Origin of the sequence: Rhizobacter koreensis (assembly GCF_013366375.1) — a bacterium.
GTDB classification, from domain to species: Bacteria; Pseudomonadota; Gammaproteobacteria; order Burkholderiales; family Burkholderiaceae_C; genus Schlegelella_A; species Schlegelella_A koreensis.
In genome coordinates, this window is the sequence record NZ_JABWMJ010000001.1 from 185,812 (window position 1) to 205,312 (window position 19,501).

General features: G+C 71.8%; 20 protein-coding genes. 6 read left to right on the forward strand and 14 right to left on the reverse strand.

The features are described 5' to 3' along the window. Positions 1-11: 11 nt before the first annotated feature. The 10 genes from HQN59_RS00800 to alr form a co-directional block, all read right to left on the reverse strand. Positions 12-998, reverse strand: coding sequence for a YheT family hydrolase (locus HQN59_RS00800; RefSeq protein WP_176065128.1), 987 nt, complete (start codon positions 996-998; stop codon positions 12-14). Further along, on the reverse strand, positions 991-2,031 hold the full coding sequence (waaF, locus tag HQN59_RS00805) for a lipopolysaccharide heptosyltransferase II (RefSeq protein ID WP_176065130.1): 1,041 nt from the start codon (positions 2,029-2,031) through the stop codon (positions 991-993). The genes HQN59_RS00800 and waaF overlap by 8 nt, the downstream gene beginning before the upstream one ends. A gap of 104 nt (positions 2,032-2,135) precedes the next feature. Beyond that, positions 2,136-2,339: a zinc-finger domain-containing protein gene (locus HQN59_RS00810; protein WP_176065133.1), complete on the reverse strand. Its 204-nt coding sequence runs from the start codon at positions 2,337-2,339 to the stop codon at positions 2,136-2,138. An 8-nt stretch (positions 2,340-2,347) separates the two neighbouring features. Continuing rightward, positions 2,348-3,271: a branched-chain amino acid transaminase gene (locus HQN59_RS00815; protein WP_176065135.1), complete on the reverse strand. Its 924-nt coding sequence runs from the start codon at positions 3,269-3,271 to the stop codon at positions 2,348-2,350. A gap of 62 nt (positions 3,272-3,333) precedes the next feature. Next, positions 3,334-3,723, reverse strand: coding sequence for a hypothetical protein (locus tag HQN59_RS00820; RefSeq protein WP_176065137.1), 390 nt, complete (start codon positions 3,721-3,723; stop codon positions 3,334-3,336). A 19-nt stretch (positions 3,724-3,742) separates the two neighbouring features. Further along, on the reverse strand, positions 3,743-5,122 hold the full coding sequence (radA, locus tag HQN59_RS00825; protein ID WP_176065139.1) for a DNA repair protein RadA: 1,380 nt from the start codon (positions 5,120-5,122) through the stop codon (positions 3,743-3,745). 119 nt (positions 5,123-5,241) lie between these two features. Next, the gene (locus tag HQN59_RS00830) at positions 5,242-6,774 is read right to left on the reverse strand and encodes a carotenoid oxygenase family protein (protein ID WP_176065141.1); all 1,533 of its coding nucleotides are present in this window, start codon (positions 6,772-6,774) and stop codon (positions 5,242-5,244) included. Between the two features lie 12 nt (positions 6,775-6,786). Next, positions 6,787-7,224, reverse strand: a complete 438-nt coding sequence (locus tag HQN59_RS00835; protein ID WP_176065143.1) for a DUF2141 domain-containing protein — start codon at positions 7,222-7,224, stop codon at positions 6,787-6,789. A gap of 146 nt (positions 7,225-7,370) precedes the next feature. Then, positions 7,371-7,784 carry an alternative ribosome rescue aminoacyl-tRNA hydrolase ArfB gene (arfB, locus tag HQN59_RS00840; protein WP_176065145.1) on the reverse strand — a complete coding sequence of 138 codons (414 nt, stop codon included), beginning with the start codon at positions 7,782-7,784 and terminating at the stop codon, positions 7,371-7,373. Positions 7,785-7,794: 10 nt separating this feature from the next. Then, positions 7,795-8,955, reverse strand: a complete 1,161-nt coding sequence (gene alr / locus HQN59_RS00845; protein WP_176065147.1) for an alanine racemase — start codon at positions 8,953-8,955, stop codon at positions 7,795-7,797. A 172-nt stretch (positions 8,956-9,127) separates the two neighbouring features. Between alr and lplT the strand changes: the two genes are divergently transcribed. The 4 genes from lplT to HQN59_RS00865 are packed head-to-tail and all read left to right on the forward strand — an operon-like array spanning position 9,128 to position 13,124. Continuing rightward, positions 9,128-10,405, forward strand: coding sequence for a lysophospholipid transporter LplT (gene lplT / locus HQN59_RS00850; RefSeq protein ID WP_176065149.1), 1,278 nt, complete (start codon positions 9,128-9,130; stop codon positions 10,403-10,405). After that, complete coding sequence (locus tag HQN59_RS00855) at positions 10,402-11,361, forward strand: EamA family transporter (protein ID WP_217703795.1); 960 nt, start codon at positions 10,402-10,404, stop codon at positions 11,359-11,361. The genes lplT and HQN59_RS00855 overlap by 4 nt, the downstream gene beginning before the upstream one ends. 40 nt (positions 11,362-11,401) lie before the next feature. Then, positions 11,402-11,899 carry a glutathione peroxidase gene (locus HQN59_RS00860; RefSeq protein WP_176065151.1) on the forward strand — a complete coding sequence of 166 codons (498 nt, stop codon included), beginning with the start codon at positions 11,402-11,404 and terminating at the stop codon, positions 11,897-11,899. A gap of 13 nt (positions 11,900-11,912) precedes the next feature. After that, positions 11,913-13,124, forward strand: coding sequence for an amino acid aminotransferase (locus HQN59_RS00865; protein WP_176065153.1), 1,212 nt, complete (start codon positions 11,913-11,915; stop codon positions 13,122-13,124). 61 nt (positions 13,125-13,185) lie between these two features. On the opposite strand, the gene HQN59_RS00870 is transcribed toward HQN59_RS00865, so the two are convergent. Continuing rightward, positions 13,186-14,514, reverse strand: a complete 1,329-nt coding sequence (locus HQN59_RS00870) for an Hsp70 family protein (RefSeq protein ID WP_176065155.1) — start codon at positions 14,512-14,514, stop codon at positions 13,186-13,188. Positions 14,515-14,743: 229 nt separating this feature from the next. On the opposite strand from HQN59_RS00870, the gene HQN59_RS00875 reads away from it, so the two are divergent. Next, positions 14,744-14,950: a hypothetical protein gene (locus HQN59_RS00875; protein ID WP_176065157.1), complete on the forward strand. Its 207-nt coding sequence runs from the start codon at positions 14,744-14,746 to the stop codon at positions 14,948-14,950. Between the two features lie 41 nt (positions 14,951-14,991). Here the strand turns inward: HQN59_RS00875 and HQN59_RS00880 are convergent, their stop codons facing one another. From HQN59_RS00880 to HQN59_RS00890, 3 genes are all read right to left on the reverse strand, one after another. Continuing rightward, on the reverse strand, positions 14,992-15,759 hold the full coding sequence (locus HQN59_RS00880) for a metallophosphoesterase (protein ID WP_176065159.1): 768 nt from the start codon (positions 15,757-15,759) through the stop codon (positions 14,992-14,994). Between the two features lie 16 nt (positions 15,760-15,775). Next, on the reverse strand, positions 15,776-16,573 hold the full coding sequence (locus tag HQN59_RS00885) for a UPF0149 family protein (RefSeq protein ID WP_176065161.1): 798 nt from the start codon (positions 16,571-16,573) through the stop codon (positions 15,776-15,778). Between the two features lie 168 nt (positions 16,574-16,741). Then, positions 16,742-18,640, reverse strand: coding sequence for a phosphoenolpyruvate carboxykinase (GTP) (locus HQN59_RS00890; protein ID WP_176065163.1), 1,899 nt, complete (start codon positions 18,638-18,640; stop codon positions 16,742-16,744). Positions 18,641-18,940: 300 nt separating this feature from the next. Here HQN59_RS00890 and HQN59_RS00895 point away from each other — a divergent pair, with 300 nt between their 5' ends. Further along, entirely contained in the window at positions 18,941-19,501 is a 561-nt protein-coding gene (locus HQN59_RS00895) for an MOSC domain-containing protein (RefSeq protein WP_176065165.1), read from the forward strand.

Sequence of the window (19,501 nt, forward strand, 5' to 3'; positions counted from 1 at the left end):
GCGGGCTCCTCTCAGAGATGGCGGGCGAGCCAGTCTGTCACCTTCTCCGGCAGCGTGTGCACGTGCCCGGGCCAGCGCCCGAGTGGAAAGCCGACATGGCCGCCGTGCGCCGGTTGCCAGAGGGTGACGAAGCGGCCTGCCTCGCCGGGGCGCGGCAGCGAGGCGGCCGGCACGAACGGGTCGTTGCGGGCATTCAGCACCAGCGTCGGCACGCGGATCCGCGCCAGGTGCGGCTTGGCCGAGGCGCGCGACCAGTAGTCGTGGGTGTCGCGAAAGCCGTGCAGCGGCGCGGTGAACACGTCGTCGAACTCGTAGAGCGTGCGCGCGCGCAGCAGCGACTCCGGGTCGAAGAGGCCGGGGTGCTGGGCGAGCTTGGCGAGCGCCTTCGGCTTCATCGTGCGCAGGAACATGCGCGTGTAGACCTGCCGACCGAAGCCGCGCCCGATCGCCGCACCGCCGGCGGCGAGGTCGAGCGGCGCCGACACCGCGGCGACGGCCGCGACGCGGCGCGCCGCCGCGTCGCCCGCCTCCTCGGCCCAGCGCAGCAGCGCGTTGCCGCCGAGCGAGACGCCCGCCGCGACAAGCGGGCCCGGGTGCTCGCGCCGGAAGCGGTCGAGGATCCAGCCGACCTCCTCGTAGTCGCCCGAGTGATAGGCGCGCGGCGCCAGGTTGATCTCGCCCGAGCAGCCGCGAAAGTGCGGCACCGCGAAGTGCCAGCCGAGCGCACGGGCGCGCGCCGCGAACGCCTGCGCGTAGTGGCTCGACGAGGAGCCCTCGAGGCCGTGGAAGAGGACGAGCAGGGGCCGGTCGGAGCCCGCACCGGGCGCGGCGAGGGCCGCCGATGCCCGATCGACGTCGATGAAGTCGCCATCCGGCGTGCTCCAGCGTTCGCGCCGGAACGTGGGCGGCACGCCTTCGTGACGCCTCGCGAACAGGGCGGGCCAGATCGTCTGGAAGTGCCCCCCGATCAGCCAGGCGGGCGAGCGGTAGTCATCCATGCGAGCCTCGCCGGACGCCGGCCAGCGCCTCGCCGAGCGCGCGCTCGACCCGCGCCGGTTCGATGCCGACGAGGCAGCGGGTGTGTCCGAAGCGGCACTCGCGGTCGAAGCAGGGCGCGCAGTCGAGCTGCAGCTCGTCCTTGAGCCACAGCACGCGCGCGTGGGGGTTGAGCGGCGGGGTGTGCAGCGGGCTCGTCGAGCCGAACATCGCGACCTGCGGAATGCCGAACGCGGCCGCCACGTGCATCAGCCCGGAGTCGTTGCTGGCGACGCCGCGGGCAGCGGCGATCAGCGCGATCGAATCGTCGAGCGACGTGACGCCCGCGAGCACGCGGCATGCGCCCGGAGCGCCGGCGGCGAGCGCCTCGCACAGTTCGCGCTCCTGGCGCGAGCCGAGCAGCACGACCGGTGCGCCGCTGCGGGCGTGCAGGCTCCGCGCGAGCTCGGCATAGTGCTCGGCCGGCCAGCGCTTGGCGGAGCCGTACTCGGCGCCGGGGGCGAACGCCCAGTACCCGGCCGCCTGCAGCTCGTGGACGTCGAGCAGCGCGGCGGCGCGGTCGCGGTCGACGTGCAGGCGGGGCGCGTGCCCGGTCGCCACCGCATGCGCGTCGTCGTCCCTCGACGCCGACGCCGCGCGAGCGCCGCTGCCGGCAGCGGCCGGCGCACCGAGCGCAGCGAGGGCGCGATAGAACGCGACCATCGGCGGCCGGCCCGGCGGGTTCGGCAGGCGCCGGTTGAGCAGCACGTGCCGGCTTTCGCCGAGGTAGCCGATGCGCAGCGGCACGCGTGCGAGCCAGGGGATGAGCGCCGCCTTCAGCGAGTTCGGCAGCACGTAGGCGACGTCGAAGCGGCCGCGCCAGCCGGCCGCGATGCGGCGCCGCTCGGCGAGGTCGAGGCGTCCGTGGCCGAGCGCCATCTCGACCACCTCGGCAACTTCGGGCATCGCGCGATAGACCGGGGCGACCCACGGCAGCGCGGCGACGGTGACGCGCTCGCCGCGTGCCGCGAGGATGGCGACGAGCGGCTGCGACATGACGGCGTCGCCGATCCACTGCGGTGCGACGACGAGCGTCGCGCGAACGGGCGTCGCGGCGGGCACTGCGTCAGGGCCCGCGGCTGCAGCCACGCCGGCCGGGTTCAGTGCGAGTGGACGACCTCGCCCGGCTTCAGCGCGTAGACGGTGCTGCAGTACGGGCAGGCGCCTTCGCCGGCCGTGACGACGTCGATGAAGACGCGCGGATGGTGGCTCCACACCGGCATCTTGGGGTTCGGGCAGAACACGACGCCGGTGCTCAGGACGTCCTTGGCGGTGACCTCGACCTTGGCGGGCGGCTTGCGCATGGCGGGACTCAGACCTTGGTCAGCCATTCGGCGTACTTCGGATTGCGGCCGTTCACGATGTCGAAGAACGCCGCCTGGATCTTTTCGGTGATCGGCCCGCGCTCGCCGGCGCCGATCTGCAGGCGGTCGAGCTCGCGGATCGGCGTGACTTCGGCGGCGGTGCCGGTGAAGAACACCTCGTCGGAAATGTAGAGCTCGTCGCGGGTGATGCGCTTCTCGACGAGCTTGAGGCCGAGGTCGCTGCAGATCGCGAGGATGGTGCTGCGCGTGATGCCGTCGAGCGCGCCGGCCGAGAGGTCGGGCGTGTAGACGACGCCCTTCTTGATCATGAAGACGTTCTCGCCGGCGCCTTCGCTCACGAAGCCGGCGGCGTCGAGCAGCAGTGCCTCGTCGTAGCCGTCGTCGGTGGCTTCCATGTTGGCGAGGATCGAATTGCTGTAGTTCGACACCGCCTTGGCCTGCGTCATCGTGATGTTCACGTGGTGCCGCGTGTAGCTCGAGGTCTTCACGCGGATGCCGCGCCGCATGCCCTCCTCGCCGAGGTAGGCACCCCACGGCCAGGCCGCGACCATCACGTGGATCGTGTTGCCCTTGGGCGAGACGCCGAGCTTCTCGGAGCCGATCCAGACCAGTGGCCTGAGATAGCACGACTCGAGGTTGTTGGCCCGCACCACGTCGCGCTGCGCCTGGACGATCTCGTCGAACCCGAACGGGATCTTCATGCGCAGGATCTTGGCGCTGTTGAAGAGGCGCTGCGTGTGCTCGTAGAGCCGGAAGATCGCGGTGCCGTCGACCGTGTTGTAGGCGCGCACGCCCTCGAACACCCCACAGCCGTAGTGCAGCGTGTGCGACAGCACGTGGATCGTGGCGTCGCGCCATTCGACCAGCTTGCCGTCCATCCAGATCTTGCCGTCGCGATCGGCCATCGACATCGCACTCTCCTCGAAAACCGGCGCCCGGCTGCCGGCAGGCAGTCACGGGCGGATCGCCGATTCTATTCGGGGGTGTCGGGGCGGGTCAGGGTCCAGCGCCGGGCACGGCCGCCCTCGAACGTGACGACGACCTCGGATCCGCCGTTGTCGGCCCAGGCGAACACGTCCACGTCGGGCGCTTCGCTGACCTTGCGGCCGAGGCTGCGCGTCATGCCGATCACCTGCATCAGCAGCATGCCCTTCTTGAGCTTGGCGTTGAGCTCGACCGCGCTCGGCACGCTGCCGACCGGCGCACCGGCGGCGTTCTTCATCACGCGCACGGTGCGGTTGAACTGCAGCAGGAGCCAGAACACGATCAGCGTGACCGCGAGGGCGACGCCGCTCCAGCCGTAGGCCTGCCAGCTCGTGATGACGATCAGCACCGCCAGGATCCAGCCGACGATCGGATTCATGAGTCTGCGGGTCGAGTGACTAAAGGGTGCGGGCGAGCTCGATCGCCTGCTCGATTCGATCGACCGCGTGGATGGTGAGGCCCTCGATCGGGCGGGCATTGCCGCGCGGCGCGTTGGCCTTGGGCACGATGGCGACGCTGAAGCCGAGCTTGGCGGCTTCCCTCAGGCGCTCCTGACCGCGCGGCGCGGGGCGCACCTCGCCGGCGAGCCCGACCTCGCCGAAGGCGATGAAGCCGCGCGGCAGGGCACGCCCGCGCAGGCTCGACTGGATCGCCAGCATCACCGCGAGGTCCGCCGCCGGCTCGCTGATGCGGACGCCGCCGACCGCGTTGACGAAGACGTCCTGGTCGCTCATGGCGATGCCGGCGTGCCGATGCAGCACCGCCAGCATCATCGCGAGGCGGTCGCGCTCGATGCCGACCGAGAGGCGGCGCGGGCTCGGCCCGCCCGAATCGACGAGCGCCTGGATCTCGACGAGCAGCGGCCGCGAGCCCTCGAGCGTGACGAGCACGCACGAGCCGGCGACCGGGTCGCCGTGCGTCGACAGGAAGATCGCGCTCGGGTTGGCGACGCCCTTGAGCCCCTTGTCGGTCATCGCGAAGACCCCGATCTCGTTGACCGCGCCGAAGCGGTTCTTGATCGCGCGGATGAGCCGGAAGCTCGAGTGCGTGTCGCCCTCGAAATAGAGCACCGTGTCGACGATGTGCTCGAGCACGCGCGGCCCGGCGAGCGCGCCGTCCTTCGTGACGTGGCCGACCAGCACGATCGTCGTGCCGCTGCTCTTGGCGATGCGGGTCAGCTGCGCCGCGCACTCGCGCACCTGCGCCACCGAGCCGGGCGCCGAGGTCAGCTCGTCGCTGTAGAGCGTCTGGATCGAGTCGATCACGCAGACCGCCGGCTGCTCGGCGTCGAGCGCGGCGGCGATCTTCTCGAGCTGGATCTCGGCCATCACGCGAACGCTGCTCGCCGCGAGGCCGAGCCGGCGCGAGCGCAGCGCGACCTGCGCCCCGCTCTCCTCGCCGGTGACGTACAGCACCTTGGCCGTGCGCGCGAGCGCGTCGAGCGCCTGCAGCAGCAGCGTCGACTTGCCGATTCCCGGGTCGCCGCCGATCAGCACCACGCCGCCGGCCACGAGGCCGCCGCCGAGCACGCGGTCGAGCTCGTCGAGGCCGGTCGGCTGACGCTCGACGTCGGCGGCCTCGATCTCGGACAGCGTCGCCACCGCCTGCGGCGCGTGCAGGCCGCGCACCACGCCGGCCTGGTAGCGGTTCTTCGCGGCGCCTTCGGCGACCGTCTCGACCAGCGTGTTCCAGGCCCCGCAGTTCGGGCACTTGCCGAGCCAGCGCGGACTGGTGCCGCCGCACTCGGTGCAGGTGTAGACCGACTTTTCCTTTGCCATCGCGCGACTGTAGCGGCGCCGACCGCGGCGCTCGCCGGCGCGCGGTTCGCGCACGGAGGCGTGCCTCGAAGGGCGAGCGGGCGCGCGCGGGGCGAACGGCCACCCCGCGCGCCCGCCCTTCACGCGGCGCTGAAGTTGCCGTGGAACCCGAGCGGCAGCGCGTACGGCAGCGTGGCCTGGGCGATCGGCCCGTCGGCGACGCGGCGCGCGTCGAGCACGTTGACCTGCGTCGCCTGCCGGCGCGCATCGAATGTGGTGCCGACGAGCCAGGCGTCGAGCTCGCGGGTCGAGCCGGGCTTCGGCACCACGATGTGCTCCTCGACGACCGCGTCGGCGCCGTAGTCGAAGCGGTCGACCCGGCCGCTCGCGAGGTCCTGTACCTGGATGCCGTGGAACAGCGTGCGCCCGCGCCCCGGGAAGCTCTTCCAGTTGACGGCGGTGACGAGGTGACGCGCCGGCAGGCCGATGCGGCGCGGGTCGATGCGCGGGAACTCGACCGCGCCGGCGAGCGCGTCGACGCGGGCCCGGCCGCTCGCCATGTCGAGCGTCGCGACCTGCGTGCGGGTGTGCGTCGACATGCCGCCCTCGCCGCGCATCAGCGCGATGGCGTCGCGGGTCAGGAAGGTCGCGTCGGGCGCGCCCACGAAGCTGAGCACGATCGTCCCGTCGCTGCGCTCGTGGGCGTTGCCGACGTGGAACACGAACTGCGCCGGCAGCTCGAACACGCGGCGCTCGGCGACGTCGTCCTTCCTCATCACCAGGATGCGCAGGGGCTGGTCGGGCGCGAAGTCCATCGCCTGCTCGGGCTCGCGGCCACGGCCCGCGCGCCCGAAGTTGAGGCGCACCGGCGGCAGCGGCAGCACGATGTAGCGCTCGGTGATCGCGACGTCGTGCGCCATTCCGCCGGGGTAGGGCGACTCGCCGATCTGCACCCGCGCCAGCTTGCCGGCCGGGTCGACGTGCCAGACCACCACCTTGTCCTGCGTGGTGCCGATGTTCCAGAGATTGCCCTGCGGGTCGAGCTTGGGGTGGGCGGAGAACGGCGCCTGCTCGAGGCCGGGCTGCCAGGTGACGGCGCCACGCGTCGAGAGGTCGGCCGGATCGAGCGCGAACGCCGAGCCGCCTTCCCACATCGCGAGCACGCGGCCTGCGTGCTCGATCGCGTTGGTGTTGGCGGTGTTGAACGAGTCGGGACCCTGCACCGGCGCCTCGTCGTCGATGCGGGTGCCAAGCGCATTGACGAGAAAGCGCCCGGCCTCGCGCTCGTTCGCGAGCTTGGGCGTGCGGACCATCCGGCCCAGGTGCGAGACGCCGTTCGGGCCGAACTCGAAGCGCTGCACCATGCCGTCACCGTCGAACCAGTGGCGGTAGCGCTGGCCACCGCGCTCGAACAGCGCCGGCCCGTTGCGGTAGAAGCGGCCGCGCAGCCCGGCCGGCCAGCGCCCGCTGACCGCGAGGCGGTCGCAGCGCAAGGTGTCGGTGCCGGCGCTCACGCCCTTGAGGGCGCCGAGCCAGCGCATCTCGGCGACAGCGCGGTCGAACGCGGCAGCGGCGGCCCCGCTGCCGGCGGGAGCGGCGTCGAGCGCGAACGCCGGCAGGGCCGAGCCGGCGCCGAGCGCGGCCAGCGCGCGAATCAGATCACGACGATTCATGGCGGCCTCCGTTCACTTCGACAGGTTGACGACGATCGGGCTGGCGTCGAGGGGCACGTGCGTCGTGTCCCAGGTCGGCGCCGACATCGCGGCGGGCTTGCCGGAGGCGCCCCACGGTTCGCTCGGCATGCCGAACAGGCTGCGGTCGAGCTTGCCGTTGCCGTTGAGGTCCTGATAGAGCGTGAGCGCGACCTCGGCGCCGGTGAGGCCGCAGAGCGGAAACGTCTGCGTGGCGTCGCCGGCGGGCAGCGCGAGCGAGGCGGCCGGCTTCTTGTCGAAGCTCGCGGCGTCGGCATAGGCCGCGATCATCAGCGTGCCCTGCTGCGGGCGGACGTTGCGCACTTCCACCTGTGCGCAGTCGGCGGCTCCGGCGGGCGCTGCGCTGAACAAGGTGGCGGCGGAGAGCGCGGCGCCGAGCGCCGTCGCGAGGGTGAGTGAGCGTGCCTGCATGGCGTTCCTCCAGGAAGTGACGACGCCTGCAGGCTAGGGATCGCGGGCGGCGGCTCCCACCGTCGTGCGACGGACTGCGCGAGGACGGCGCGAGTGGCGTGACGGCGGCGTGAACGGCGGCGCTCACGCGCGGGGGTCGCGTGCCGCTACGCGACGACCTTCGCGCGCTGCGCCTTCACCGCGCCGCGCGCGGTCTTCTGGTCGACGCGGCGTACCTGCGACGCGCGCGTGGGCCGGGTCGGCTTGCGCGGCGGTGCCGGGTCGGCGACGCGCTCGATCAGATCGTGCAGGCGGTCGAGCGCGGCGCGCCGGTTCTGCTCCTGGCTGCGGTACTGCTGCGCCTTGATGACGACGACACCCTCGTCGGTGATGCGCTGGTCTCGGGTGGCCAGCAGGCGCGCCTTCACCTCATCGGGCAACGACGAGGCGCGCACGTCGAAGCGCAGGTGGACCGCGCTGGACACCTTGTTGACGTTCTGCCCGCCGGCGCCTTGAGCGCGGATCGCGCTGATCTCGACCTCGTCGTCGCCGATCGCGAAGCGGCGCGGCAGATCCGCCATCGCGCGGCCCTCAGGGCACCACGCGCGTCGGCACCCGCGGCGCGCGTGCGCACATCAGCTCGTAGCCGAGCGTCCCGGCGGCCGCGGCAACCTCGTCGATCGGCAGCACCGCGCCGCTCGTCGCGCGGCCCCACAGCGTGACCTCGCTGCCGACGTGCGCGCCGGGCACCGGACCCAGGTCGACCGCGAGCATGTCCATCGAGACGCGGCCGACGAGGCGGGTGCGCACGCCGTCGACGAGCACCGGCGTCGCCGCGCCGTTGCCGCCCGGTGCGACGCGCGGGTAGCCGTCGGCGTAGCCGCAGGCGACCACGCCGATCCGCATCGGGCGCTCGCTGCGGAAGGTGCTGCCGTAGCCGACCGCCTCGCCGGCAGCGACGTCCTGGCACGCGATCAGCTGCGAGCGCAGGCTCATCGCCGGCTCGAGCCCCCAGGCGGCGCTGCCGTGCGCCGGGTGATCGGGCGACGACCCGTAAAGCATGATCCCCGGCCGCACCCAGTCGCCGCGCACCGCCGGGTGGCTGGCGGCGAAGCGCAGCGTTGCCGCGCTGTTGGCGAGCGAGCGCTCGCCCGGCAGCTCGGCGGTCGCCGCCTCGAAGCGTTCGACCTGGCGGGCGACGCTCGGCGGCAGCGCATGCGGGTCCTCCGAAGCGCCGTCGGAGCCGGCATCGACCGCCGCGTCGGCGTCCGCGAGGTGGGTGACGAGGCCGATGCGGTCGACCTGCGGCAGCGCGTCGAGGCGCAGCCACGCCGCGCGGTAGGCGGCCGGCGCGAAGCCGAGCCGGTTCATGCCGCTGTTCAGCTTGAGGAACACGTGATGCGGCACGTGCGTCTTGTGCGCCGCGAGCCACTCGATCTGCTCGCGCCGATGCACCACGTGCCAGACGTCGAGCCGCGAGCAGGCGTCGAGGTCGCGCGCGTCGAAACAGCCTTCGAGCAGCAGGATCGGCCCGCGCCAGCCGAGCGCGCGGACCTGCTCGGCCTCGGCGACGTCGAGCAGCGCGAAGCCGTCGGCCGCCTTCAACGCGTCGTACACCGCGGCGATGCCGTGGCCATAGGCGTTCGCCTTCACCACCGCCCACACCCGAGCCCCGGACGCGGCCGCGCGCGCTCGCGCGAGGTTGTTCTGCAGCGCGTCCGTATGGATCAGCGCTTCGATCGGGCGTGTCATCGGCGCCTCGCGAGGGCTCGGCTCGGCTGCATGGAACGATTCTGCCAGTCGCGTGTCAGGTGCCTCGGCTCAGCCTACCGGACGGTCGGATATCGAAAAACCGCGTGCTATAACCGCCGCCGCACGAGGGGCGCGTCACCGACACGCGAGGCCCGTCGGTGCCGCAGCGCGAATGAAAAAAGGTTTCTTCACCATCATGTCGGCGCAGTTCTTCAGCTCGCTGGCTGATAACGCGTTGCTGGTCGGTGCCATCGAACTGCTGCGGACGTCCGGCGCTCCGGACTGGCACATTCCCGCGCTGACGCCGCTGTTCGCGTTGTTCTACGTGATCCTCGCGCCGTTCGTCGGCGCGTTCGCCGACGCGGTGCCCAAGGGCCGGGTCATGCTGATCTCGAACACCATCAAGGTGATCGGGTGCCTCCTGATGCTGTTCGGCGCGAACCCGCTGTTCGCGTACGCGATCGTCGGGCTCGGCGCGGCGGCGTATTCGCCGGCCAAGTACGGCATCCTCACCGAGCTGCTGCCGAACTCGCAGCTCGTGAAAGCGAACGGCTGGATCGAGGGTCTCACGATCCTGTCGATCATCCTCGGCGTGCTGCTCGGCGGGCAGCTGCTCGGGCCGGCGGTGTCACAGCGGCTGCTCGCGATCGACATGCCGATGATGGACACCTCGATCGGCTCGGCGCCCGAGGCGGCGGTCGCGGTGATCGTCGTGCTGTACGTGATCGCGGCGATCTTCAACCTGCGCATTCCGCGCACCGAGGCGCCGCTGCAGCCGCTGTCGCATTCGGTGAGCGGCCTGATCCGCGACTTCTCGAGCTGCAACGCGCGGCTCTGGAACGACAAGCTCGGCCAGATCTCGCTGGCGACCACGACGCTGTTCTGGGGCGTCTCGGGCAACCTGCGCGTCATCGTCTTCGCCTGGGCTGCCGCGGCGCTGGAATACACGACCACGCAGGCGTCGTCGCTGGTCGGCGTGGTCGCGGTCGGCACCGCCGCCGGCGCCGTGATCGCGTCGATGCGCATGCGGCTCGATCAGGCCACCGGCGTGATCCCGCTCGGCATCCTGATGGGCGTGCTGGTGATCGGCCTCAACCTGATCACCAATGTCTGGATCGCGGCGCCGTTCCTGGTGCTGCTCGGCGCGATCGGCGGCTACCTGGTGGTGCCGATGAACGCGCTGCTGCAGCACCGCGGCGCCAACCTGATGGGCGCCGGCCGCTCGATCGCCGTGCAGAACTTCAACGAGCAGGCCTGCATCCTGGGCCTCGGCGCGTTCTATACCGGCATGACGCGCTTCAACGTCTCGACGTTCACCGCGATCGCGGTGTTCGGCCTGCTGGTGGGCGGCACGATGTGGCTGATCCGCCGCTGGCACGCGAACAACTGCGTGCGCCATCGCGACGAGGTGATGCACCTGCTGTCGATCGCGCGCCTCGACAAGCATTGAGCGCCGATCGCGACGTCGCGGCGCCACGCGCGCCGGCCGCTCCGTTCGCGCCTGCGCCGGTGCAACGCGCCGGCCCGGTGCTCGCGCTGCTCTTCAACGCGTTCGTGTGGGGCACCTCGTGGTGGCCGCTGCGCTTTCTCGAAGCGCACGGCGTGCACCCGCTCTGGACCACCGCGATCGTGTTCGTGCTCGCGTCGGCCGTCATCGCGGCCTGGCGCCCCGCCGCACTCGGCCGGCTTCTCGGCTCGCGCGCGCTCTGGCTGCTGCTGCTCGCCGCCGGCACCACCAACGCGGCGTTCAACTGGGGCGTCGTCATCGGCGACGTCGTCCGCGTCGTCCTGCTCTTTTATCTGATGCCGGTCTGGAGCGTCCTGCTCGCCCGGCTGGTGCTGCACGAGCGCCTCGACGCCGCGGCCGCGCTGCGCGTCGCGCTCGCGCTGGCCGGTGCGGCGATCGTGCTGTGGCCCGAGCAGACCGGCGCCGGATTCGCGCTGCCGTGGCCGCGCTCGCTCGGCGACTGGCTCGGCGTGCTCGGCGGCTTCACCTTCGCGCTCAACAACGTGATGCTGCGGCGCGAGGCGGCGCAGCCTGCCGAGGCGCGCGCGCTCGCGATGTTCGCCGGCGCGGCGCTGGTGCCCGGGCTGCTCGCCGGGCTCCTTGCGATCGACGACCCGTCCGTGCGCTTGCACGCGGTCGGCGCCGACGCGGCCGCGATGGTGCTCGCGCTCACGGTCGGCTTTCTCGCCAGCAACCTGGCGCTGCAGTACGGCGCGGCGCGCCTGCCGGCGTACCTGACCGCCGTCGTGATGCTCACCGAGGTGCTGTTCGCGTCGATCTCGTCGGCGCTGCTCGGCGCCTCGGCGTGGAGCCTGCAGCTCGGCGCCGGCGGCGCGCTGATCGTGCTCGCCGCGCTGCTCGCGGCAACCAGCCCGGCCCAGGAGGCTCAAGCGGGCTGAGACGATCCTCTACCATCGCCTCGCTTCCACGAGACCCGCCATGGCCGCTTCCGCAGAGAACGTCTACGCCTTCGAGGCGCTGTCGATCGACGGCCGGCCGCACCCGCTCGCCGAGCATCGCGGCAAGGTGCTGCTGATCGTCAACACCGCGAGCGCGTGCGGCTTCACGCCGCAGTTCGCGGGCCTCGAGAAGCTCTGGAACGACTACCGCGAGCGCGGCCTCGTCGTCGTCGGCTTTCCGAGCAACCAGTTCGGGGCGCAGGACCCCGGCAGCAACGCCGAGATCGCGAGCTTCTGCCAGCTCAACTACGGCGTCTCGTTCCCGATGATGGCCAAGGTCGACGTGAACGGCGCGAGCGCCCACCCGCTCTGGAAGTGGCTCACCGCCGAGGCGCCGGGAATTCTCGGCACCAAGGCCATCAAGTGGAACTTCACCAAGTTCCTGGTCGGCAAGGACGGCCGCGTGATCCGGCGCTACGCGCCCAACGACGCGCCGGCGTCGATCGCCGCCGACATCGAAGCCGCGCTCGCGGCCTGAAGGACCCCACCCCATGTTCGAATCCGTCGAGACCTACGCCGGCGATCCCATCCTCAGCCTGAACGACGACTTCCAGAAGGATCCGCGCCCGAACAAGATCAACCTCAGCATCGGTATCTACTTTGACGATGCCGGCCGCATCCCGGTGCTCGAGTCGGTACGCCGCGCCGAGCACGCGGTCGCGAGCCGCGACACGCCCAAGCCGTACCTGCCGATGGAAGGCGCGGCCAACATGCGCCGCGCGGTGCAGCGCCTGCTGTTCGGCGCCGAGCATCCGGCGGTGACGAGCGGACGCATCGCGACGATCCAGTCGATCGGCTCGAGCGGCGGCCTCAAGGTCGGTGCGGACTTCATCGCGCGCTGGCTGCCCGGGAGCGCAGTCTGGGTGAGCGACCCCACGTGGGACAACCATCGCTCGATGTTCGAGGGCGCCGGCCTCAACGTGAACACCTACCCGTACTACGACCCGGCGACCGGCGGGGTGCGCTTCGACGCCATGCTCGACACCGTGCGCGAGCTGCCGCCGCGGAGCGTGGTGCTGCTGCACGCCTGCTGCCACAACCCCACCGGCGTCGACCTCACGCGCGAGCAGTGGGACCGCCTGATTCCGCTCATCGCCGAGCGCGACCTGCTGCCCTATCTCGACCTCGCCTACCAGGGCTTCGGCGACGGCATCGAGGAAGACGCCTACGCGGTGCGTGCGCTCGCCGGCGCGCGCCGGCCCGACGGCAAGCCGGTCGCGTTCTTCGTCGCCAACTCGTTCTCCAAGAGCATGAGCCTCTACGGCGAACGCTGCGGCGCGCTCAGCGTCGCCTGCGCCGACGCGGCCGAGGCCGACCGCGTGCTCGGCCAGCTCAAGTTCGCGGTGCGCCGCATCTACTCGAGCCCGCCGATCCACGGCGGCCAGATCGTCGCCGTCATCCTCGACGAGCCCGAGCTGCGCGCGCGCTGGGAAGACGAGCTCGGCGGCATGCGCGAGCGCATCCGCGCGATGCGGCAGGCGCTGCATCGCGTGCTGAGCGCGCAGCTGCCGGGCCGCGATCTCGACTACTTCCTGACCCAGCGCGGCATGTTCAGCTACACGGGCCTCGGTGCCGCGCAGGTCGATCGCCTGCGCGAGGAACACGGCCTCTACATGGTGCGTTCGGGGCGCATCTGCGTGGCGGGCCTCAACACGTCGAACGTCGAAGCGGCGGCGAACGCGCTCGCGGCGGTGATGCGCTGACGCGGCTCGGGCCCTGCGCCGCCGTCGCCGTCTCGCCTCGTCGTCGAGGAGCTTCGGGGCGTCAGCGCCGGCTACCCGGGTGCAGGCGGTCCGACGCCCGGACTGCCGGCGTCCCGAAGCGGCGTTCGGCGTGCAGGGCGAGCCCGCTCGCCACGCTCGCGAAGCGCTCGCCCCGCCGCGTGCGTGCCGCAGGGAAGGCGGCGCCGATGCGTTCGGCGAGCACGCCGAGGCCGGTCGACCCGCCGGTGAGGTACACGGTGTCGACGTCGCCCGGCGCCAGCCCGGCGTCGGCGACGGTCTGTCGCGCGGCGTCGACGATCCGCGCGAGGTCGCCTTCCAGCCAGCCGAGCGCGGCGGCTTGGTCGACGTCCGCCGCCAGTCGGCGCTCGACGAGTCCGAGGTCGATGTGCGCACCGCCATGCTCCGAGACCGCGATCTTGGCGGCCTCCGCGCGCGCGGCGAGGTCGTGCCCGAGGCGCTCGTCGACCACGGTCATCAGGCGCCGGTGCTGCGCCGGGTCGGCGTAGAACGGGCGCATGGCGCGCAGCTCGGCGACGCGCTGCGGCGCGTAGACGGTGTTGATGAGGTGCCAGGTGGCGAGGTCGAAGTACACCGCGCTCGGCACCTCGCGCGCGGGCGCCGACGCGGTCGCGGGGCCGTACGCGCGATAGCCGAGCAGCGGCAGGATCGCGCCGAGCTCGACCCTCCGGTCGAAGTCGGTGCCGGCGACGTGCACGCCGTGGCTCGCCAGGATGTCGCGACGGCGGTCGAGCGCGTCGCGGCGGCTCGGGCCGACGCGCACCAACGCGAAGTCGGACGTGCCGCCGCCGATGTCGGCGACCAGCACGCACTCGTCGCGTTCGGTGCCCCGCTCGTGATCGAGGGCGGCGGCGATCGGCTCGAACTGAAACTCGACGTGCCGGAAGCCGGCGAGTGCCGCCGCCTCGCGCAACGCGCGCTCGGCGGCGGCGTCGCGCGCCGCGTCGTCGTCGACGAAGAACACCGGGCGCCCCAGCACCGCCTGCGCGATGCGCGCGCCGGCCGCCGCTTCCGCCCGCGTGCGCAGGTGGCGCAGGTAGCCGGCGATGACGTCGAGGTAGCGCACGCCGCGCCCGCCGCCGATCTCGGTGGTTCGCTCGACCAGGTCGCTGCCGAGGATGCTCTTCATCGAGCGCATCAGGCGGCCTTCGCTGCCTTCGACGTAGGCGGCGAGCGCGGCGCGGCCGAACGCGACCTGGGGGGCGCCGGCACCCTCGGTGCCGTAGAAGACGGCGGTCGGAATGGTGGTCTGGCCCGGCTCGAGCTCCACCAGGCGCATGGCGCCGGGAGAAGCGGGGTCCGGAATGGCGATCGCCGAGTTCGACGTGCCGAAGTCGATCGCGCAGTACATCGCGGGTCCGCTGCACGGCCGTGGCCGCGAAGCGGCGCGATTCTACGCAGCGGGGGGTGGCGACGAACGGTCGCGAAGGCGCCCAGGCGTCGCTCGGAGGCGTCAGCGGTTGTTGCGCGGAACGCACAGGCGTGAAGTGCAGCGCGCGTCGAGGTTGACAACGCGCGCACGCCGGGCCGCCGCGATGCACACTGCCGCGACCGATGTTCCATCGGCCGCAAGGCTCCGCATGAGACTGCTCCCCGCCATCGCCCGCCTCGTCGGCATCCGCCCGCGCCGCGCCAAGCCGCTCGGTGCGACCGACTTCGGCGACATGGGCACCGCGTTCGGTCTCGACGCGATCACCACCATCGACGAGACGCCGCTCGACGTCGCCGAACCCGCACCGCTGCAGTCGGCGCTGCAACGCCGCCTCGAGGGACGCTCGCGGCTCTGAACCTCGGGCAGTGCCGCGTGGCCCGCACGCCGCGTCGGTGGTCAGACCTCGATCAGCAGCTGCGGCCTGAACCCTTCGGCCTCGCCCTTGTGCGCGTGGCCGCGCGAGTTGCAGACCACCCGCGTCGCGCCGCCGGCGTGCGGCACCTGGTAGTCGTGCGCGCAGTGCAGGTGGCCGTGCAGCCAGAGATTGGCGTGCGCGAGCAGATCGTCGTCGGCGTTGCAGAAGCTCGCGGTGCCGCTCTGCACGCCGTAGCGCGGATCGGCGCTGCGCAGCGACGGCGCGAAGTGGGTCACGACGACCGTCGCGTCCCAGTCGCCGCGCCGCGCGAGTTCCGACGCGAGCCACGCGCGGCACGCCAGCGCCTCGTCGCGCATGCGCTCGGCATCGAGCGGGGCGCCGTTGCGTGATGCGCCCATGAGGCGCAGGAAGTAGCCGGCGGCGCGCATCGCGCGGCTTCGGCCGGCGGTGCCGAGTGCGTCGAAGTCGGACCAGCGCGTGGTGCCGACGAAGCGGATGCGGCGCCCGTCGACGCCGCTGCGGATGACGCTCTCGCACTCGAGCACGGTGATCCCGAGTGCCGCGCAGCGCTCGCGCAGCGCCGGCCACGCGGTCGCGAGGTCGCGCCCGTCGAACTCGTGGTTGCCGGCGACGAACAGCACCGGCTGCGGCCAACCGCGGAAGCGCTCGAGGCCGCCCCAGCCGCTGTCGACGTCGCCGGCGACGACGAGCAGCTCGGCGCCGGGTGCCGGTTCCGGGTCGTAGCGCTCGGTCTCGAGGTGCAGGTCCGAGATCAGCTGCAGCCGCATCGCGCGAGCGGGTCGATCAGGCGCCCGCGCTGCCGCCGTGGCAGAGCTTGAACTTCTTGCCGCTGCCGCACCAGCACGGGTCGTTGCGGCCGACCTTGGGTGCCTCGCGCTTGACGGTCTCGACCTTGTAGCGCTGGTCGGTGGTCAGGTCGTAGAGGTCGGCGACGCTCGCGACGAGCTCCTCGATCGCGGCATCGAGAGAGTCGAGCGGGCTTTCCTTGCGCAGGGTCTCGACCACGGCGCGCTCGTCGTCGGTCTCTGCCGGCAGGTGTCGATAGAGCCGGGCGAGCGCGAGCTGCACGGAGTCGTCCGCCATCTCGGCGAGCGCCGGGAAGGTGATGGCGGCGTGCTGGAATCCCGCGACCCACGGCAGCAGCGGCTCCGAAACGGCGTCGATGCCGAGCTGCTCGCGCTTGGCCGCGTCGGACTCCGACGCCGCGCTCGCTTCGTCGAGCTCGAGGATCAGCGGGTCGAACCAGCCGTTCTCGGCGAGCTCGCGGTTCAGCGCGGCGTGGCGGCGCTCGACGAGGCCGCGTACGCGCTCGAGCCAGGCGCGGCTGCCGCCGCGCGTCACCGGCCCGGCGCCGGGCTCCGGCAGCGGGCGACCGTCGAAGTCGAACACGCCCGGCAGCCAGTCGTCGCTGTCGATCAGCACCGGCTGCACGAGCACGCCGCACAAATAGCCGTCGAGCATCACCGCGTCGAGCGGCTCGAGCGGCTCGGGCGTCATCTCGAGCAGGCGGTCGAGCTCCTCGAACTCGGCGTCGCTGAGGTCACGCGCGGTGGCCGCGCTGGGGGTTCGGGAGGTCGGCATGGCTTGAGCAGAAGGCGCGAGCGGCGAACGCGGCGCCATCATGCGCTTGCGCATCCACACGTGGCGGTGGGCGAGCGGGCGCGGGAAGAAGAAAGGCCGCGCCGGCGAGAACTCGCCGCGCGGCCGCGGGGCAGCGCCGTGGCCCGAAGGCCACCGGCGCGACGCCTTTTACTGCGCCTCGAGACGGCCCTCGATCAGCTCCTTGGTCTTGAGCATCTCGGCCGGCAGGTGGTACGCGAGCTGGTGGAACAGCTCCGAGTGCAGGTGCAGCTCGGCGCGCCATTCCCGGGCATCGACGTTCGTCAGGCGATCGAACTGCTCGCGGTTCAGGTCGAGCCCGGCCCAGTCGAGGTCTTCATAACGCGGCGTGGTGCCGAAGGCGTTGAGCGTGCCTTCGGCCGTGCCCTCGATGCGACCGATCATCCACTCGAGCACGCGCATGTTCTCGCCGTAGCCCGGCCAGATGAACTTGCCGTCGTCGCCCTTGCGGAACCAGTTCACGCAGAAGATCTTCGGCAGCTTGGCACCGTGCATCTCGAGGTGCAGGCCGAGGTCGAGCCAATGCTGGAAGTAGTCGCTCATGTTGTAGCCGATGAACGGCAGCATGGCGAACGGGTCGCGGCGCACGACGCCCTGCGCGCCGGCGGCGGCGGCGGTGGTCTCCGAGCCCATCGTGGCGGCCATGTAGACGCCTTCGGTCCAGTTGCGCGACTCGGTGACCAGCGGCACCGTGTTCGAGCGGCGGCCGCCGAAGATGAACGCGTCGATCGGCACGCCGGCCGGCGAGTCCCACTGCGGGTCGAGCACCGGGTTGTTGGTCGCGGCGACCGTAAAGCGCGCGTTCGGGTGCGCGGCCTTGGCGCCGGTGGCCTTGGCGATCTCGGGCGTCCAGTCCTTGCCTTGCCAGTCGATCAGGTGCGCCGGCGGGGTGTCGGTCATGCCCTCCCACCACACGTCGCCGTCGTCGGTCAGCGCGACGTTCGTGAAGATGGCGTCGCGCTTGAGGCTCGCCATGCAGTTGTGGTTGGTCTTGTCGTTGGTGCCCGGGGCGACGCCGAAGTAGCCGCCCTCGGGGTTGATCGCGTAGAGGCGCCCGTCGGCCTTCGGCTTGACCCAGGCGATGTCGTCGCCGACCGTCGTGACCTTCCAGCCCGACAGCGACTCCGGCGGGATCAGCATCGCAAAGTTGGTCTTGCCGCACGCGCTCGGGAACGCGGCCGCGACGTGGTACTTCCTGCCCTCGGGCGAGGTCACGCCGAGGATCAGCATGTGCTCGGCGAGCCAGCCCGGCTCCCCGCCGGTCGCCGCGGCGCGACCCATGTACGACGCGATGCGCAGCGCGAAGCACTTCTTCCCGAGCAGCGCGTTGCCGCCGTAACCCGAGCCGTAGCTCCAGATTTCCTGCGTCTCGGGGTAGTGGACGATGTACTTGATGTCGTTGCACGGCCAGGCGACGTCGGCCTGACCCGGCTCGAGCGGCATGCCGACCGTGTGCATGCACGGCACGAAGTGGCCGTCGGTGCCGAGCACGTCGAGCACGCCGCGGCCCATGCGCGTCATCAGCCTCATGTTGACCGCGACGTACGGGCTGTCGCTGAGCTCGACGCCGATGTGCGCGATGTCCGAGCCGAGCGGGCCCATCGAGAACGGCACGACGTACATCGTGCGGCCGCGCATGCAGCCCTGGAACAGCCCGGGCGTGCCGTCCGGCAGGCCGTGCTGCAGCAGCGCGCGCATCTTGGCCGGGTCGGTCCAGTTGTTGGTCGGGCCGGCGTCTTCCTGACGCTCGGTGCAGATGAAGGTGCGGTCCTCGACGCGGGCGACGTCGCTCGGGCTCGAGCACGCGAGGTAGCTGTTCGGGCGGAGCTCCGGATTGAGCTTCTTGAAGGTGCCGGCAGCGACGAGCTGCGCGCACAGGCGGTCGTACTCGGCCTCGCTGCCGTCGCACCAGTAGACGTCACGCGCCTCGGTGAGCGCCGCCATCTGGGCGACCCAGTCGATCAGTCTGCGGTGGCGAACGTTCGCGGGAATGTTCAAGGTAAGCCCTTCGAGCAGGGGACGGTTCATGGGAATCCAGTCGGCGCGAATCGCGGTCAGGGAGGGGGCGAGAGACGGCCCGCGCGGTCGGCCCAGCGTCGCGCGGGTGGCGGAGGGCGCTGTGGATCCGAAGGGCGACGACGGCTGATCGAGCGCGTCGAGCCGCCCCATGACGGGTCGCGGGAGTTTACCGGGCACCGATTAGCCCCGTTTCGGCGCGTTATGCATATTGGGTATGACCCCATGTGACCGCTCGTCGGCTCGTGCCGCTCGCGGCAGGGCCGTGCTTCGCCCGGATAATCCGGCGATGCCCACGCACCCACCCGGCCGATGACGCGCACGCTCGTCAGCCTCAACACGGCGCGCAGTGACGTGCCGCGCACCGGCGTCGCGAGGACGGCGGTCGATGGCGCGCAAGGCCTTACCCTCTACGGCCTCGACGGCGAAGAGCGCGCCGACGCGGCGGCGTACGGCCTGCGTCGCGCGCTCTACGCGTACCCGAGCGAGCATTACGGGTTCTGGCAGACCGTGCGTGCCCAGGCGCTGGTCGCCGATTGGGGCGCGACGCTGCCGTGGGGAGCCCTCGGCGAGAACCTCACCCTCGCGGGCCTGGTCGAGAGTCAGGTCTGGATCGGCGACGTGCTGCGCTTTCCCGATTGCGCGCTCGCCGTCAGCGAACCCGGGATGCCGTCGCCCGGGCTCAACGAGGCGCTCGGGTTCCCGCACGCCGCCAAGCTGATGGCGTCGAGCGGCTGGTGCGGCTTCTTCCTCTCGGTGCGCGTGCCGGGTTCGATCGGCCCCGGGCAACGCTTCGAGCTGGAACCCGGCCCGCGCGACGTCGGCATCCTCGAGCTCTTCCGCGAGCGCATGGAACGCGCCGCGGCGACCTGA

What these genes read in the sequence shown, in the direction of transcription:
- HQN59_RS00800 (WP_176065128.1), bottom strand. Translation starts at nt 998, where the DNA reads ATGGATGACTACCGCTCGCCCGCCTGGCTGATCGGGGGGCACTTCCAG.
- waaF (WP_176065130.1), bottom strand. Translation starts at nt 2,031, where the DNA reads ATGTCGCAGCCGCTCGTCGCCATCCTCGCGGCACGCGGCGAGCGCGTC.
- HQN59_RS00810 (WP_176065133.1), bottom strand. Translation starts at nt 2,339, where the DNA reads ATGCGCAAGCCGCCCGCCAAGGTCGAGGTCACCGCCAAGGACGTCCTG.
- HQN59_RS00815 (WP_176065135.1), bottom strand. Translation starts at nt 3,271, where the DNA reads ATGTCGATGGCCGATCGCGACGGCAAGATCTGGATGGACGGCAAGCTG.
- HQN59_RS00820 (WP_176065137.1), bottom strand. Translation starts at nt 3,723, where the DNA reads ATGAATCCGATCGTCGGCTGGATCCTGGCGGTGCTGATCGTCATCACG.
- radA (WP_176065139.1), bottom strand. Translation starts at nt 5,122, where the DNA reads ATGGCAAAGGAAAAGTCGGTCTACACCTGCACCGAGTGCGGCGGCACC.
- HQN59_RS00830 (WP_176065141.1), bottom strand. Translation starts at nt 6,774, where the DNA reads ATGAATCGTCGTGATCTGATTCGCGCGCTGGCCGCGCTCGGCGCCGGC.
- HQN59_RS00835 (WP_176065143.1), bottom strand. Translation starts at nt 7,224, where the DNA reads ATGCAGGCACGCTCACTCACCCTCGCGACGGCGCTCGGCGCCGCGCTC.
- arfB (WP_176065145.1), bottom strand. Translation starts at nt 7,784, where the DNA reads ATGGCGGATCTGCCGCGCCGCTTCGCGATCGGCGACGACGAGGTCGAG.
- alr (WP_176065147.1), bottom strand. Translation starts at nt 8,955, where the DNA reads ATGACACGCCCGATCGAAGCGCTGATCCATACGGACGCGCTGCAGAAC.
- lplT (WP_176065149.1), top strand. Translation starts at nt 9,128, where the DNA reads ATGAAAAAAGGTTTCTTCACCATCATGTCGGCGCAGTTCTTCAGCTCG.
- HQN59_RS00860 (WP_176065151.1), top strand. Translation starts at nt 11,402, where the DNA reads ATGGCCGCTTCCGCAGAGAACGTCTACGCCTTCGAGGCGCTGTCGATC.
- HQN59_RS00865 (WP_176065153.1), top strand. Translation starts at nt 11,913, where the DNA reads ATGTTCGAATCCGTCGAGACCTACGCCGGCGATCCCATCCTCAGCCTG.
- HQN59_RS00870 (WP_176065155.1), bottom strand. Translation starts at nt 14,514, where the DNA reads ATGTACTGCGCGATCGACTTCGGCACGTCGAACTCGGCGATCGCCATT.
- HQN59_RS00875 (WP_176065157.1), top strand. Translation starts at nt 14,744, where the DNA reads ATGAGACTGCTCCCCGCCATCGCCCGCCTCGTCGGCATCCGCCCGCGC.
- HQN59_RS00880 (WP_176065159.1), bottom strand. Translation starts at nt 15,759, where the DNA reads ATGCGGCTGCAGCTGATCTCGGACCTGCACCTCGAGACCGAGCGCTAC.
- HQN59_RS00885 (WP_176065161.1), bottom strand. Translation starts at nt 16,573, where the DNA reads ATGCCGACCTCCCGAACCCCCAGCGCGGCCACCGCGCGTGACCTCAGC.
- HQN59_RS00890 (WP_176065163.1), bottom strand. Translation starts at nt 18,640, where the DNA reads ATGAACCGTCCCCTGCTCGAAGGGCTTACCTTGAACATTCCCGCGAAC.
- HQN59_RS00895 (WP_176065165.1), top strand. Translation starts at nt 18,941, where the DNA reads ATGACGCGCACGCTCGTCAGCCTCAACACGGCGCGCAGTGACGTGCCG.